Here is a 14814-nt window from a genome sequence, read left to right as displayed (position 1 = left end):
TAGTAATCTTGAATCGTATATCCTTGTTTAAGATAATTGACTACATTACAGACAGGTTGTTTTGATCGTTCAAGTTTATTTGCAATTTTTGAAGCAGATAGTCCAATCGTGTGATAAGTTTCTATCCATCCAAGGTCTTCCATGGTAAGATGGGTGTAGGCCATTTGTGGTCACTCTCCTAATTTTCGTGGTTGTAAATCTGGAATGAGTGTACCACATATGGTCTTTTTAATCGTCTAGCTTAATTTTACAATTCAAGTTATTAAAAATCATGGCAAATTTATTGAATTTAAAATAGTTAATTAAATGAAAAGCTTATATTTAAAAGGTTTTTTGATTAAAGCACAAAAAAAGAAAACCTAATACTAGTGAGCGCTCACTAGTATTAGGTTTTCAAAGTTAAAAAACACCATTTAATTATCTAACAATTCTTGTTCTGTTAAGAATTCTTTAGCTACATCTTCAGCTGTGCGGTCTTCAACATTTACTTGATAGTTCATAGCACGCATCTGATCATCAGTGATTTGACCACTCAAAACGGAGAGAATCTCTTCAACTTCTGGGTATTGCTCTAACAAGCTATTTTTCATTAGTGGAGCCCCTTGATAAGGTGGGAACAGATCCAGATCATCTTCAAGTACGGTTAGATCAAATTGTTCGAGCTCACTATCAGTACTATACGCATCAATAAGGTTGATGTCACCACGTTCGATAGCAGTATAGCGTAATTGCGGCTCCATTGTTTGTACATTACCCAATGTTATACCGTAGAGATCTTGAATTCCTTGATATCCATCTTCGCGGTCGTTGAATTCTATCGTAAATCCAGCATTTACTTTATCTGCTATTGGAGCTAAGTCCGAGATAGTTTCTAGATTATTTTCTTCAGCAAATTCACTTGGAACAGCTAAAGCATAAGTGTTATTATATTCCATTGGTTCTAAATAGCGCATATCATATTCTTCATCAAGTCCAGTCTTTGCTTTTTTATACACATCTTCTTCTGTAGCGCCAGGTTCTGGAATTTCATTAAGAAATGTAGCTAAGACAGTCCCAGTAAATTCAGGATAGATATCGATCTCATCTGATTGCAAAGCATTAAATACAAAAGTAGTTTTACCAAAATTAGGTTCTACTCCAACATTCAAATCAGATTGATCTTCTATCAATAATTTATACATGTTCATCAGTATTTCAGGCTCAGGTCCTAATTTTCCTGCAATAACAATGTCATCTTCCTCGTTAAGCAGCATAGGAATGAATACAATACCTGAAAAAATGAAAAGAGCAGAACTCAATAGTATGATTGTCTTTTTGAAAGAAGTCTTTTGAAGATAACTGAGTAACCAGTCGAAAAACACTGCTAATAAGGCTGCAGGAACAGCTCCTAAAATAATTAAGGCATTATTTCCACGATCTATTCCTAAAAGGATTAGACTCCCCAATCCGCCAGCGCCAATTAAGGCAGCTACCGTAGCCGTACCAATGATCAGGACCATACCTGTCCTAATTCCCGCCATAATAACTGGTAGAGCAATTGGAATCTGTACTTTACGAAGCTTTTTAAATCGGCTCATCCCCATTGCATCTGCTGCCTCGCCCAGGGCAGGATCGATTTCTATTAGTCCTGTATACGTGTTTCGTAGAATGGGTAATAAAGCATAGACAACCAAAGCTATAACAGCCGGGACGGTTCCGATCCCAATTAAGGGAATTAGTAAACCGAGTAATGCCAAGGATGGAATTGTCTGAAAGATAGCTGTGATCTGGATGATTGGTTCTGCTATTTTTCTATGTTCAATTAGTAAGATTCCTAGAGGAACAGCGATTAATACCGCAATTAATAAAGAAATAAACGAGAGCTGCATATGTTCGATTAGTGCAGTCCAAAAAGCACCGTTACGCTGCTGGAAAGTTTCTATTAGAGTATTCATTATGCTTCAGCCTCCTTTGAAGAAGTTGCCTCATAAGCAAGAAAGTCGAGCAAATGATTTTTATTGATTACGATTTGTGATGAGTCTTCAGAGTTTTCTACATGAACGACTTCATTTTTGGAAAGTAGAATAATCAAGTCATTGACAGAATCTGCTACTGAGATTGTTGCATTAGCAGGGATCTCAGTTGTACTATAATAATTTCCGTCAATCAGATGTTGAACAATTTTTTCTTCTTGATAATGAGGAAGACCGGTTTGCAAAAATTTACGAACAAAATCGTTTGCTGGATTTTTAAGAATTTCATTTGCTGTACCTACTTGCTCAATTTTTCCGTTGTTCATGAGACAAATTCGATCACCTAGACTGATGGCTTCTTGCATATCATGAGTCACAAAAACGACAGTCTTTTTAAACTTTTGCTGCAGTTTGAGTACATCTTTTTGTAAATTATTTCTAGTAATAGGATCTAATGCACTAAAAGGCTCGTCCATTAGGATGATATCAGGATCGGCTGCCAAGGCACGAATAACGCCGATACGCTGTTGTTCTCCTCCGGATAATTCTGAAATATGTCTGTGTCTATATTTATCAGGATCCATATTCACACTTTCTAGTAATTCTATCACTCGATTTTCCATGTCCTCTTCCGACCATTTCTTCATTTCTGGGACAATTAAAATATTTTCTTCAACGGTCATATTAGGAAACAGTGCAATTTGTTGCAAAACATATCCAATATTCCACCTTAATTCTTGTAAGTCGAAATCGCTTATGGGTTTCTCTTGAATTCGTATGTACCCTTCCGATAGGTTAATCAATTGATTAATCATTTTTAGAGTAGTAGTCTTTCCACTACCACTAGGCCCGATCAGTACAAAGAACTCACCTTCTTTAATGTTTAAAGTAAAGTCTGAAACGACTGCTTTATCGTCATAGCGCTTATAAACTTTTTCAAATTTAATCATCTGTATCCTCCTATAGGATATTTACTGTTATCATTCAGTATACCAAATTATTTGTTAGATCATAATAAATAAGACTTGAGTATGACTGGGGACGTAATTATACTCATTAATTAAAGGAGGGAAGCATCATGACTATCGTACTAAGAGAAATTGAAGAGCCAGATAATCAGATAATAGGGGAGATCGTTCAAAGTAGTTTAGCTTCAAAGGGGCTAGCTTTGAAAGGGACAGCCTATTATGATCCGTATTTATTCAAACTGTTTGACGTCTATCAAAGAGGGAATGCCAAATACTGGGTACTTGAAAAAGATGGACAAGTTATCGGTGGTGGAGGTGTAGGACCCTTTAATTCTCACAAGGATATTGGAGAACTACAAAAGCTGTATATCATAGATTCACAGCAAGGACATGGATATGCACATTTGATTATGAAAAAAATACTAGAATTTGCTAATTTACATTACAGTCAGCTATATATTGAGACTTTTGCCTCATTAGACAAAGCCAATAATCTTTACAAAAAATATGGGTTTAAAGAAATAGACCAATCTTTAGAGGGAACAGAACATAGTGCTTGTGATACTTGGTTGCTAAAAAAACTGTCAGAATAATTATTTCATATCAAAAAAATGCCCGATAAACTTAGTCGCTTATAGAATGATTATTTCAGCGACATTAAAGGGTGTATCATCCAATAAAAATAAGAAAGTAAAACGCATATTGTGTTTCGGGTTACGCCTCTGTAAAATAGACAATAGAGTACTTTTGAAAGAATAAAGGAGTTGGAAAATGGGTACGAATATAGAAGTTTTTACACAATTACGTCCGGTTTTTTATATTGTATTAGGATTTTTAGTGTTATTTTTAATTCTATCACTGATTCCTAGAGGAAGAGATTCAAAAATAAACATGTTTCTAATATTGATGATTTCAATTACACATTTAGTATTTGCAAGTTCATTACTTGTAATAGAGAATTGGTTTTTGGAAGAGTTCTCTCTAAAAGGAGACTCCATTTCGTTTTATATTTATCTGGCTATTCTTGGATTGAGCATATTAAATCCTATTGCGTTTTTCCTTAGAAATAAAAAGAAACGTAGAAATTCTTATAATTTCAGATAGTAAAATTAATATGAAAATAGCTTTTCAAGAAGGTTTTCTTCTTGAAAAGCTATTTTGCATGATCAGGGTTTAGATTTTCCACCAAAGTAATAAAAGCCGCCACCGAATGAAAGTAAAACAACAATTCCTCCCACGATAAGCGGAGAAGGGGTGTCTGATGATTCTGAAACTCCAGCTTGAGTAGCTTCGGTTTCTTGCTCCTGATCATCTGAACTTTCATTCGAATCAGAGTTTGTGTCAGTAGCGGTTATCGCTTCTTTGTCTTCGGTTTCTTTTTCCTCATCTTCCTCTTTAGCAGTTCCATCGAAAGCAGAAGGACTAAACACCCCCAAAATTCCTGTTTGGCTTATTTTCCCCACCAATGCACCGTTTGAGTAGAGTTTTCCGATTTCTGCCCATTTTTCACTATCAGTGTTCCAGTGATACAACATGTCTTTATCAACTTCTGCTAGGTCTGAGAAAAATCGATAAGTCATTTCCTCTTTAAAATCATGCACGGGTTGATCATTAGCAAGTAGTTCAAATTGATACAACTCACTTTTTGCTAAATCTTTTTGATCTGGATCACTAGTAAGTGTTTTTGTAAATCTAACAGTACCGGATCCTTTTTGGAAATTATTCGCTGGAATCAGCCATTCAATATCTGGTCTAGCAATCAATAGGCTGATATTACGTTCTCTGATTTCTCTAATTTGATCTTCTGATAAAGCTAGCTGTTCTATGTCATCCATTGCATAATCAAAGGAAACCGCCAGTACACCATTATCTGCTACTGATTCAAGATCTTCGTTTGTAAGAACTGCAGATTTCTCGTTAATATCAGGTCGAATCCATACAGCTTTCTCAGAAACATCGACTTCTTGCTCATCGCTAGAGTCAGGATTATCAGCTGGGTTTTCAGTTTCTGCAGAACCCTCAGGCTCGTCATCTTTATCAGCTTTTTCTTCGCTAGGGTTCTCAATTTCAGAATCTTCGTCATTATTTTCGTTTTCTGCGTTATCATCTGGAGTATTTGATGCTGGTTTTTCTTCCTCGCTGCCATTATCAGTTTCACTCGGATCTTCTGATTCATCTCCAGAGTTACCAGTTTTGGAATCATCAGAGCCTTGTGAGTTATCTTCAGATACGTATTGAACTAGACCGTATCCGTAATTTTTATCACGACCTTTAGCGCCAAGATCCAGAGCTTCTTTCTGTAATTGACTTCTGATCTGACTCGCAGTTAATGAACCTTTAGATCTTTGCATCATGATCGCTGCGAGTCCAGAAACATGAGGTGTAGCTTGAGAAGTTCCGGAGCGATTTTTATAGCCTCCAGAGTTGGATAGCCCATATATGGTTACGCCAGGAGCGGCAAGTTCATTTTTTTCAGAACTCATTGAGTCACTAGCGGCAACAGAGTTTCTATCAACGCTAGAAACGGCAACAACTTCATCATGAGCAGCTGGGTAATCAATAGTATTATTGCCATCTTGTATGTTACCACTGGCAGCGATTACGAGTATTCCCTTATTAACAGCCACTTTAATAGCCTCGTAAATATCTACATTAGGCTCTTCATAGCCTGAACTAATATTAATAATATTGACACCTTTTTTAACAGCCCATTCAATACCATCTAATAAATTACTAGCTGATGTGGAATGACCTTTACCACTAGGATAAACCTTGACACCGTATAGTTCTACCCCAGGGGCTACACCTCGAGCTGGCGAGTTTTGAGAAGCCGCCAATATGCCAGCTACGTGAGTGCCATGGCCGTCAGTATCGCTAGTATAAGGATCTTTATCGCCAAATATACTATAACCACCAGCAAAGGTAATATCTGGATGCGGGTAAAAGCCAGTATCAATGACTGCTACTGAGACTCCTGAACCTGTATAACCTTCATCCCAAGCATCAAAAGAATGAATTAAATCATTGTTCCAGTCATACTCAGAAAGTGTTCTATTTGTTTCAGAAGTTGTCATTTCTTGATCAAAAGTAACGCGCTTAACATTCTTCTGACTACTAATTTCTTTAACTGCTGAATTGGGAACGCTCATAGTCTGTATAGGGAGAATATCTAAGGATCGTACATTTTTATAAGAAGGATCTAATTCTTCTTCATCCGGAACCGTATTATTGTATCTAACTATAATATCGACCATTTCTTCATCACTAGATTCTGCTTGTGCTAATATAGTAGAAGAAGGAATAATAAAAGCAAATACAAGTAAGGAAAGTAAAAATAATGATCCGAATTTAAGTAGTGATTTCTTCAATAATAAATCTCCTTTAAAGTACAAAATAATTCAGCAAATAAAATTATTCATATAAATATATGTACTGATAAAAGTATCTTATCATAGACGTGTTATAATAATAGAAAGAAAACCCTCTGTTTTATAAAAATTTTACTGGATTGTCAAATTTTGTTAATATTTAAACTTTTTTAAGCTGCGTTATGGCTAATATGAAGATAATTCAGTTTTAAATATAAAGATAAATGGCTAAATCAGAGGTGTTTATATTTAAAGCAAATAATAATTAATAAAAAAGGAAGTAAATCCCAATGGAAAACCGTACTCCGCTTGAAAAGGCACTAGAATATTTTAAAGAGAATAATATTTTTTTTCACTTATTTTTATTATTCAAAAACAATTTTGATTTTTCTAAAAAACAAAGTGACCGTATAGATGTATCGGAATTTACAAAGGAGGAATTAAAGCCAGTAATAGCATTTTTAGGAAAAAATGCTTCTGCTGAGAATAGATATATTGGATTGAATGAATTTGAGAAAAAGTTACAAACAACTTTTGACTTAGATATGACGCTGTCTGATTTTTTAACCGCTTATTTTCATAACATACTTAAGATTGATAGCGAAAAATCTATTCATGCACATCAAGATATGAAAAACTTTTTTGAATATCTTGAAGGAGAGTATGCATTGCTAATAGGGTGGTTTCAGTATTTAAAGAGAGGAACGGGCGATAGTCAGTGGATTTATCAACTGGTTTCAGAATCGCCGAGTATTTTTGAAGATTATGTCTTACACCTTTCAGAGGCAGTGAGATTATTGCCGGATAGACCTCTAAGGTTGTCTCTATTTAGTCAAATTGTTGTAGGGGACTCTCATGCTTTTGATCGACATACGACATTAGGTAAACTTTTACTGCATGTATTTGCAGAAGAAGCAAGATTTCATGCGATTGAACCAGTTAAAATACCCGGTAGTAATGAAGAAGTCAATCGACTACTTCTGAAATTTAATATTTTAAGAGACGATATTACCAATTTTGCAACAGTGGTTAATATCTATGCTGAGACGATTGAGGGGTATCATCCAATGTGGGAATCTGCTGCACATTCCCATAGTGTAATGAATGTGCCAATGCGAGAGCTGATCAATATAGTAGCAGCGTACCCTGCAAATGAGAATCAAACGGTATGGGTTGTTGAGAACCCTGTGATTTTTTCCAATATTCTAGATGAAGTCCCTAATGTACCCATGATCTGCACACAAGGAAAATTCAATTTAGCTACTTTAGAGTTGCTTGATAGATTAGTAGAAGAAGAATGTACGATTAGATATTGTGGGGATATCACGCCGGACGGAATCAGAAGAGCTGAGCGTCTATTAATGCGGTATCCAGAAAATTCACAACCTTGGAAAATGGACATACCATCGTATCTTAAAGCACGGTTTAATGAAGAAATGATCAACCAAGACGACATGAAAAAACTAGATCAATTTGCTTTGGATATTTTTGCGTGCTTAAAAGATGAAATAAAAGATAGAGGAAATCCAGCTTACCAAGAAGCCTTATTGGATGACATGATTAGCGAATTGAAGTATTACTATCAATAGTTTAAACTATCTTTAAAATAATAAATTTATCAGCTTTATGTTTAACCAAATTAGGAATGATATATTGGGAGGTGATGACATGACTACCCTAAAAAAGGTTGCAGAAGATGCGAAGGTATCAATCACTACGGTTTCAAGGATTCTTAATAATGATTCTAGTCTCTCGGTAGCAGAAAAAACGAGAAAAAGAGTGCTAGAGTCAGCAAAAAAATTAGGATATCGAAAGAAAACATTTGAATTTCCATTGTTCAATATCGCTTTTCTTTATTGGTTAACCAAGGAAACCGAAATAGAAGATGTTTATTTTAGAGAAATGCGAGAAGAAATTGAAAATGAAGCAAAGAAATATAATATTGAAATTACTTGTTACACTATTGAAGAAGGTATAGATGTTGTACCAAAAAATATACAAGGATTCATTGCGGTAGGCAGTTTTAAAGAAAAAGAACTGAATACTCTAAAAGAGGTTACTCAAAATGGCGTCTTTATTGATACCTCTCCAGAAGCAACGAAATATGATTCTGTCAGGCCAGATTTATATGAAATTACAGATCATGCTATTGAATATTTTATAAAAAGTGGACATAATGAAATTGGATTTATTGGGGGTACATTTGTAGATAGGGACAGCGAAACAGATTTTCCAGATATAAGAGAAACACAATTTAGGAAAAAAATGAAAGATATGAATTTTTTAGACGAACGGTATATTTATACGAGTCGAGGATTTACTTTTAAAAACGGCGTAAGCTTAATGGAAAAGGCTATTTTTGAATTGAAAGATCAGATGCCGACTGCTTTTTTTGTAGCGTCGGATGCTATTGCGTTGGGGTGTTTACAAGTCTTGAATAAAAGAGGGTATTCAGTTCCGAAAAGAGTCAGTATTATCAGCATAAATGATATTAGTTTGGCAAAATATGTCACCCCCCCTTTAACCACGTTTAAAATTAATATGAGTGCATTAGTCTCTAATGCACTTAAGTTATTATCAGAACAAATCCTAGAAGAGCGCCAATACAGGAAAAAACTTTTCATAGAATCGGATTTGATTATTCGCAAAACCACAAGATGAGACTGGAACAAAAGTTGCTATTAACCAATAATCTGAAGAGCGAACAAATATAAAACCCCATCAAATCAAGGGAATTCAACCCTTGGTTTGATGGGGTTTTATATTATTTAAATTTCCCTCTAAATTTTTGGTAAAATAATTTACTAAAAAAGTAAAATTAAACCGTTTACATTAACTGAAATAATTAATATACTTAAACCCGTAAACAATAATAAAACTTTCGACTAGAGAAAGGAATATATCAAAATGAAAAGTAAATTTTATCTTATAAGTAGTGGAGTACTCATCAATGCAATACTATTAGGTTGTGGACCAGGAGAGTCTGATAGTGAAGAATCAGTTGCTCCTGAAAATAGCGAGGGTGCTACATTGGTTCTTTGGGAAGACATCGATAAGTCAGTCGGAACAGAAGCGGCAATTACTGCTTTTGAAGAAGAACATGATGTAACGGTTGAAGTTATTGAACGACCATATGGTGACAATGTGGAAGATTTGCGTTTAGATGGACCGGGAGGAACTGGACCAGATGTATTCGCCATGCCTCATGATAGTATTGGTACTGCAGTAACGGAAGGGTTAATAAAGCCATTAGATGTCAATCAAGAAGTTCAAGATATGTACACAGAATCTGCTATGCTATCACAGATGGTAGATGGAGAAGTTTATGGTCTTCCATATGCTGTTGAAACAACCCTACTGTATTATAACCGTGATTTAGTTGATGAAGAAAACCTTCCAACTACATTAGATGAGTGGTATGAGTTTTCAGAAAATATTACAGGGGATGGAACATATGGATTCTTAGCATTGTGGGACCAAATCTATTATGCACAAAGTATTATTGGTGGATATGGTGGATATATTTTCGCTCAGGATGATGAAGGCAACTATGATGTTGAAGATATTGGTTTGAATAATGAAGGCGCTATCGAAGCAGCGGAATATATTCAAAAGTTCTATTCAGAAGGGTTATTCCCAAGTGGGATCGTTGGAGAGCAAGGTATAAATGTTTTGGATTCCCTTTTCAGTGAAGGAAAAGCGGCAGCGGTTATATCTGGTCCATGGAACTTAGGTCCTTATGAACAAGCTGGAATCGACTATGGTGTTGTACCATTACCAAAACTATCAAATGGAGAACCAATGAGTTCATTTGTAGGAGTTAAGAGTTACAATGTCAGTTCTTACTCAGAACATCCAGAGTTAGCTCAAGAATTAGTGCTTTGGTTAACAAATGAAGAAAATCAGCTTACTCGTTATGAAAATACTCAGGAAGTGCCTGCAATCAAAGCGCTAGAAGATAATTCAGTCATTACTGAAAGTGATTCTACTCAAGCAATTTTTGAACAATCAGGTAATTCAGTGTTAATGCCTGGAATTCCAGAAATGAGTGAAGTTTGGACTCCAGCAGATTCAGCCTTACAAACCATTGCGACAGATTCAGCAGAACCAAAAGAAGCATTAGATGGTGCGGTCGAAGCTATTCGTAATCAAATTGAAGCTAATCACAGTGGAAATTAAAAAATAATCATACCAAACTGAAACGAAGGTGTCTCTTGCAAGAGATACCTTCGTTAATTGGTAAGAAAGGAAAATAGTAGTTATGCAGCATAAAAAAAAGGCAGTATTGCTTTCAATCATACCAGGAATGGGACAGCTCTATAATAAGCAATGGCTTAAAGGGATTTGTCTTATTATTTTAGCTTTAGCATATGGATTTATTTTTGCAGACTTATTGAATATTGGCTTATGGGGAATGGTTACTTTAGGAACAGAAGTACCAAGAGATAATTCTGTATTTTTATTAGCTCAGGGAATTCTTGCCATTATAGTAGTAGCTTTAGGGATTGGCGTTTACTATTTTAATCTAAGAGATGCATATAAGACAGGGCAGAGACGAGATGAGAAGTTACCTTTGTACTCATTAAAAGAGCAATATTTTAATTTGATTGAACAAGGGTATCCTTACTTAGTTAGTGGACCAGCCTTATTACTATTGATTTTTTCTGTTATTTTTCCAATTCTATTTAGTTTTTCTTTAGCATTTACAAACTATAATTTGTACAATTCACCTCCAGCGAATTTATTTAGCTGGGTAGGTTTTGATACGTTTGTTCAAATATTTACAGTAGATATTTGGCGAACGACCTTTATTGATGTATTAAGTTGGACCATCATTTGGACGTTAGTTGCTACAACACTCCAAGTGAGTATTGGGATTTTCTTAGCGGTTGTGGTGAATCAAAAAGATCTTAGATTTAAAAAACTGATTCGTACAATACTAGTTTTGCCGTGGGCAGTTCCGGGGTTTGTTACCATTCTAATATTTGCGGGACTATTTAATGAAACGTTTGGGGCGATTAATCTTGAAATCTTATCTGCACTTGGTATCGATTCAATTCCGTGGTTAACAAATCCGTTTTGGACTAGGGTAGCATTGATTTTAATTCAAGGATGGTTAGGTTTCCCTTATGTATTCATTGTGACTACTGGAGTATTACAATCGATTCCAGATGATTTATATGAAGCCGCAATTATTGATGGCGCATCTGCTATTCAAAAATTCAAAAACATCACGTTACCATTGATTTTTATCTCCATATCTCCAATCATTATCACACAGTATACATTTAACTTTAATAACTTTAACATTATCTATCTGTTTAATGGTGGTGGACCAGCGGTTGCTGGGTCAAATGCTGGTGGAACGGACATCTTAGTTTCATGGATCTATTCGTTAACGATGACTTCAAGTCAGTATGCGTTAGCTGCGGCATTAACGATACTACTATCTATATTTGTCATCACTATTGCATTATGGCAGTTTAGAAGAACAAAATCATTTAAAGGAGTGAATTAGTAAATGATAGCTTCAAAAAAAAGTAATCGGACCCGACTCCTATTCTCCTATCTATTATTAATAGCGGTAATGGTCATAATTATTTACCCATTATTATGGACGATCGGTGCAAGCTTTAATCCTGGAAATAGCTTAGTTAGTACAAAAATGATCCCAGATAATCCTACGTTATTTCACTATAAAAGGCTCTTTGCAGGAGAGTCAAGCTTACAGTATGTTACTTGGTATTTAAATTCAATGAAGGTTAGTTTGTTCACGATGTTAGGTACCTTGATTTGTGTATCTTTTACAGCGTATGCTTTTTCCCGATTCAGATTTAAAGGAAGAAAAAATGGGTTGATTCTGTTTCTGTTACTACAGATGATTCCACAATTTTCTGCTCTGATCGCCCTATATGTGTTGGCTCAAATGCTAGGCATGATGAATAATCATTGGCTACTCATTATGTTATATATAGGAGGTCAGATTCCGATGAATACGTATTTAATGAAAGGGTATTTTGATTCGATTCCATTTGAATTAGATGAAAGTGCTCGTATTGATGGAGCAGGAAATACTAGAATTTTTTGGCAAATATTGCTTCCCTTAGCTAGACCAATGCTAGCAGTGGTAGCGATGAATAGTTTTACGGGTCCACTTGGAGACTTTATTCTATCTTCAACAATCTTAAGATCCCCAGAAACGTACACACTGCCTTTGGGCCTTTATGACTTAGTAAATCAAAAACAAGGTGCGAGTTATACAACCTTTGCAGCTGGTGCGATTTTGATTAGTATACCTGTGGCTATTGCTTTCTTACTGTTACAAAAGCACTTTGTTTCAGGATTAACATCAGGTGGAACCAAAGGGTAACATACAAAATAATGATAGGTTAGCTCAGAAAGGATAATAGTGAATGACTAAAGAATATGTAACAGATGAACGTAGATTACTACATGGAGGAGACTATAATCCCGAACAGTGGAAAGATTATCCAGAAGTACTTGAACAAGACATCGAACTAATGAAAAAGTCTGGAGTCAATACGGTATCTGTCGGAATGTTTTCATGGGCAAGTTTAGAACCAAAAGAGGGTGTTTATGATTTCGAATGGTTAGATCAGGTGTTTGATCGAATGAACTCTATTGGTGGGAAAGTAATATTAGCTACTCCTAGTGGAGCAAGACCCGCTTGGATGGCAAAAAAATATCCAGAAGTTTTAAGAGTTGATAGCCTACGAAGAAAACAGCTTTATGGAGCTCGGCACAATCACTGTTTTACTTCACCATATTACAGAAGCAAAACACAAGAAATTAATCATAAGTTAGCTGAAAGATACCAAAACCATCCTGCACTATTGGTGTGGCATATTTCTAATGAATTTGGTGGAGAATGCCACTGTGATCTTTGTCAGGAAGCTTTTAGAGGCTGGCTGAAAACACGTTATAACAATAGTTTAGAAAAAATAAATCAAGCATGGTGGGGCCCGTTCTGGAGTCATACCATTACTGATTGGAATCAGATAGAATCCCCTTCTCCAATTGGAGAAAATTTAGTACATGGGATGAATTTAGACTGGAAAAGATTCGTAACGGATCAGACGATTGATTTTTACAAAAATGAGATTGTACCCTTACGCGAAGTTACACCAGATATTCCGATTACGACAAACTTCATGTCTGATAATCCTGAATTTATACCGTTTAGAGGATTAGATTACAGTAAGTTCGCTAAAGAAGTGGATGTCATTAGCTGGGATGCGTATCCAGCTTGGCACAATGATTATGAAGAGACATATGAATTAGCATCTAAAGTAGCGTTTATAAACGACTCTTTCAAGAGTATGAAACAAAAACCCTGGTTATTGATGGAATCAACCCCAAGTCTTGTAAACTGGCATCAATATAACAAACCTAAACGACCTAATATGCATTACTTGTCTTCGATGCAAATATTAGCTCATGGATCAGACAGTAATTTATATTTCCAATGGAGAAAATCACGCGGAGCATCTGAAAAATTTCATGGAGCTGTTGTTGACCACGATGGTTCAGCTGAAAATAGAGTTTTTAAAGAAGTTAGCCAAGTAGGTGCAACGATGGATGAATTATCTGCTAAAATTGTAGGAACACAAAGGAAATCTGAAGTAGGACTATTATACGATTGGGAAAGCGATTGGGCTTTGGAAGACGCTCAAGGATTTGGGCTAACAACTAAGCACTATCCACAAACGTTACAAAAACATTATCAAGCTTTCTGGGAAAAGGATATCCCAGTAGATGTCATTACTAAAGAAAACACATTTGAGGACTATAGATTACTAGTTGTACCCATGCTTTATTTAATGAGTGAAGAAACCATTCAACGTTTGAATAATTTCGTAGCCAACGGTGGTACATTAGTGTCTAGTTATATTACTGGATTAGTGAATGAACGTGATTTAACTTATTTAGGTGGTTGGAAAAAAGAATTACAAGAAATATTTGGAATTGAGCCATTAGAAACTGATACGTATTATCCTGGAGATTCAAATCAAATAGTATACGCTGATCAAACCTATACAGTGAAAGATTATGCTACAGTCATTGAAGTGAAAAATGCAGACATATTGGCTCGATATACAAGTGATTTTTATGCAGGAACAGCTGCGGTCACCTCGAATGAATATAAAAAAGGAACAGCATATTATATTGGTGCGAGAGCAAATGAAGCATTCAATCGAGACTTTTATAACCAGTTGATTGAAGATTTAGACTTAAAACCTTTACTGAAAGTAGAGCATAATATAGGGGTTTCCGTTCAAGGAAGAGAAGAAGCTGATCAGACTTCAATTGTCTTTATCATGAACTTCACAGAGGAGAAACAAATTGTAAACATAATAGAAAAAGCACAAGATAGTTTTACTGGAGAAGAAGTTACTGGAGAAATAACTTTACAGCCATATGAAGTAAAAGTAGTTGATAAAATAATATGAAAAAAAGGTGTGCTGAAATTAGATAAGGATTCATAAACTAAAAGATAAAGAGCTA

The 14814-nt window shown here is 35.4% G+C and carries 11 protein-coding genes; 8 read left to right on the top strand and 3 right to left on the bottom strand.

Translation table 11 applies throughout. The annotated features are described in order from the left end of the window. Positions 1–413: 413 nt before the first annotated feature. Together BLT22_RS10775 and BLT22_RS10770 are read right to left on the bottom strand one after the other, a co-directional pair. Entirely contained in the window at positions 414–1934 is a 1521-nt protein-coding gene (locus BLT22_RS10775; RefSeq protein ID WP_091763193.1) for an ABC transporter permease/substrate-binding protein, read from the bottom strand. Then, the gene (locus BLT22_RS10770; protein ID WP_091763191.1) at positions 1934–2902 is read right to left on the bottom strand and encodes an ABC transporter ATP-binding protein; all 969 of its coding nucleotides are present in this window, start codon (positions 2900–2902) and stop codon (positions 1934–1936) included. Before BLT22_RS10770 ends, BLT22_RS10775 begins: the two co-directional genes overlap by 1 nt. Before the next feature lie 128 nt (positions 2903–3030). Between BLT22_RS10770 and BLT22_RS10765 the strand changes: the two genes are divergently transcribed. Both BLT22_RS10765 and BLT22_RS10760 read left to right on the top strand, forming a co-directional pair. Beyond that, the gene (locus BLT22_RS10765) at positions 3031–3513 is read left to right on the top strand and encodes a GNAT family N-acetyltransferase (protein ID WP_236048828.1); all 483 of its coding nucleotides are present in this window, start codon (positions 3031–3033) and stop codon (positions 3511–3513) included. Positions 3514–3691: 178 nt separating this feature from the next. Next, the gene (locus BLT22_RS10760) at positions 3692–4024 is read left to right on the top strand and encodes a hypothetical protein (protein WP_091763189.1); all 333 of its coding nucleotides are present in this window, start codon (positions 3692–3694) and stop codon (positions 4022–4024) included. Between the two features lie 62 nt (positions 4025–4086). On the opposite strand, the gene BLT22_RS10755 is transcribed toward BLT22_RS10760, so the two are convergent. Beyond that, positions 4087–6288, bottom strand: coding sequence for a S8 family peptidase (locus tag BLT22_RS10755; protein ID WP_091763187.1), 2202 nt, complete (start codon positions 6286–6288; stop codon positions 4087–4089). 290 nt (positions 6289–6578) lie between these two features. Between BLT22_RS10755 and BLT22_RS10750 the strand changes: the two genes are divergently transcribed. From BLT22_RS10750 to BLT22_RS10725, 6 genes are all read left to right on the top strand, one after another. Continuing rightward, positions 6579–7877, top strand: coding sequence for a DUF2399 domain-containing protein (locus tag BLT22_RS10750; RefSeq protein WP_091763185.1), 1299 nt, complete (start codon positions 6579–6581; stop codon positions 7875–7877). Positions 7878–7956: 79 nt separating this feature from the next. Further along, complete coding sequence (locus tag BLT22_RS10745) at positions 7957–8949, top strand: LacI family DNA-binding transcriptional regulator (protein ID WP_091763183.1); 993 nt, start codon at positions 7957–7959, stop codon at positions 8947–8949. A gap of 246 nt (positions 8950–9195) precedes the next feature. Next, the gene (locus BLT22_RS10740) at positions 9196–10467 is read left to right on the top strand and encodes a sugar ABC transporter substrate-binding protein (RefSeq protein ID WP_091763181.1); all 1272 of its coding nucleotides are present in this window, start codon (positions 9196–9198) and stop codon (positions 10465–10467) included. Between the two features lie 82 nt (positions 10468–10549). Further along, a complete protein-coding gene (locus BLT22_RS10735) occupies positions 10550–11806 on the top strand; it encodes a sugar ABC transporter permease (protein ID WP_091763179.1) in 1257 nt (418 codons plus the stop codon). A gap of 3 nt (positions 11807–11809) precedes the next feature. Next, positions 11810–12658 carry a galactooligosaccharide ABC transporter permease GanQ gene (gene ganQ / locus BLT22_RS10730; protein WP_091763177.1) on the top strand — a complete coding sequence of 283 codons (849 nt, stop codon included), beginning with the start codon at positions 11810–11812 and terminating at the stop codon, positions 12656–12658. 43 nt (positions 12659–12701) lie between these two features. Continuing rightward, positions 12702–14759, top strand: a complete 2058-nt coding sequence (locus BLT22_RS10725; RefSeq protein ID WP_091763175.1) for a beta-galactosidase — start codon at positions 12702–12704, stop codon at positions 14757–14759. Positions 14760–14814 lie beyond the last annotated feature (55 nt).

It is taken from the genome of Marinilactibacillus psychrotolerans (assembly GCF_900101525.1).
GTDB classification, from domain to species: domain Bacteria; phylum Bacillota; class Bacilli; order Lactobacillales; family Carnobacteriaceae_A; genus Marinilactibacillus; species Marinilactibacillus psychrotolerans.
Note: the sequence above shows the minus strand (reverse complement) of the source record. Positions and strands in the feature narration are given on the sequence as shown.

What these genes read in the sequence shown, in the direction of transcription:
- BLT22_RS10770 (WP_091763191.1), bottom strand. Translation starts at nt 2,902, where the DNA reads ATGATTAAATTTGAAAAAGTTTATAAGCGCTATGACGATAAAGCAGTC.
- BLT22_RS10740 (WP_091763181.1), top strand. Translation starts at nt 9,196, where the DNA reads ATGAAAAGTAAATTTTATCTTATAAGTAGTGGAGTACTCATCAATGCA.
- BLT22_RS10725 (WP_091763175.1), top strand. Translation starts at nt 12,702, where the DNA reads ATGACTAAAGAATATGTAACAGATGAACGTAGATTACTACATGGAGGA.
- BLT22_RS10745 (WP_091763183.1), top strand. Translation starts at nt 7,957, where the DNA reads ATGACTACCCTAAAAAAGGTTGCAGAAGATGCGAAGGTATCAATCACT.
- BLT22_RS10760 (WP_091763189.1), top strand. Translation starts at nt 3,692, where the DNA reads ATGGGTACGAATATAGAAGTTTTTACACAATTACGTCCGGTTTTTTAT.
- ganQ (WP_091763177.1), top strand. Translation starts at nt 11,810, where the DNA reads ATGATAGCTTCAAAAAAAAGTAATCGGACCCGACTCCTATTCTCCTAT.
- BLT22_RS10735 (WP_091763179.1), top strand. Translation starts at nt 10,550, where the DNA reads ATGCAGCATAAAAAAAAGGCAGTATTGCTTTCAATCATACCAGGAATG.
- BLT22_RS10765 (WP_236048828.1), top strand. Translation starts at nt 3,031, where the DNA reads ATGACTATCGTACTAAGAGAAATTGAAGAGCCAGATAATCAGATAATA.
- BLT22_RS10775 (WP_091763193.1), bottom strand. Translation starts at nt 1,934, where the DNA reads ATGAATACTCTAATAGAAACTTTCCAGCAGCGTAACGGTGCTTTTTGG.
- BLT22_RS10750 (WP_091763185.1), top strand. Translation starts at nt 6,579, where the DNA reads ATGGAAAACCGTACTCCGCTTGAAAAGGCACTAGAATATTTTAAAGAG.